Annotated in this window: 1 protein-coding gene; it reads right to left on the reverse strand. The window is 57.3% G+C overall.

Translation table 11 applies throughout. The annotated features are described in order from the left end of the window. Positions 1 to 35 precede the first annotated feature (35 nt). Entirely contained in the window at positions 36 to 311 is a 276-nt protein-coding gene (locus QN347_RS19490) for a hypothetical protein (RefSeq protein ID WP_322162917.1), read from the reverse strand. Positions 312 to 445 lie beyond the last annotated feature (134 nt).

A 445-nucleotide genomic window follows, 5' to 3' on the forward strand; every position in this document is an offset into this window, starting at 1 on the left:
CATATCGTCAGGCTCGCATCAACAATGGCCTGCTTTTACTCCGCCCCGCTGGCCTGGAATCCGACCGGCGTTGACAGAACATGCTGCTTGAGCGGCTTGACCGCGCCAGCCACCCAGTCGGGGTTGATTTCCTGCATCACCACATCCGCGCATTGCAGCACATGCCGAAGACGACCTTCCCGGTCACGCAATCCATCGAGGCGCTGAAACAGCGATTCGATGCGCGCGATCTCTTCTGCATGCTCACGAGCTTCCGCGGCCCAGTGCCCCATCTTGGTTTCGAGAGATTCCCGGAGATTGCTCGCGCCCATGATTCCCTACCGTAGTGTGCATGGGACCATAGCAGCTGGATTATACCAGACGGTAAAGGTATACTCCGTCTGCTTGACGACCCGCAAAATCGTCGCTCGCTCAAGCCATGATTCTGTAATCTGCAGGATCGATG

The sequence above is a fragment of the Sphingomonas sp. 10B4 genome, from assembly GCF_035019905.1.
In the GTDB taxonomy this organism is placed as follows: Bacteria; Pseudomonadota; Alphaproteobacteria; order Sphingomonadales; family Sphingomonadaceae; genus Sphingomonas; species Sphingomonas glacialis.

What these genes read in the sequence shown, in the direction of transcription:
- QN347_RS19490 (WP_322162917.1), bottom strand. Translation starts at nt 311, where the DNA reads ATGGGCGCGAGCAATCTCCGGGAATCTCTCGAAACCAAGATGGGGCAC.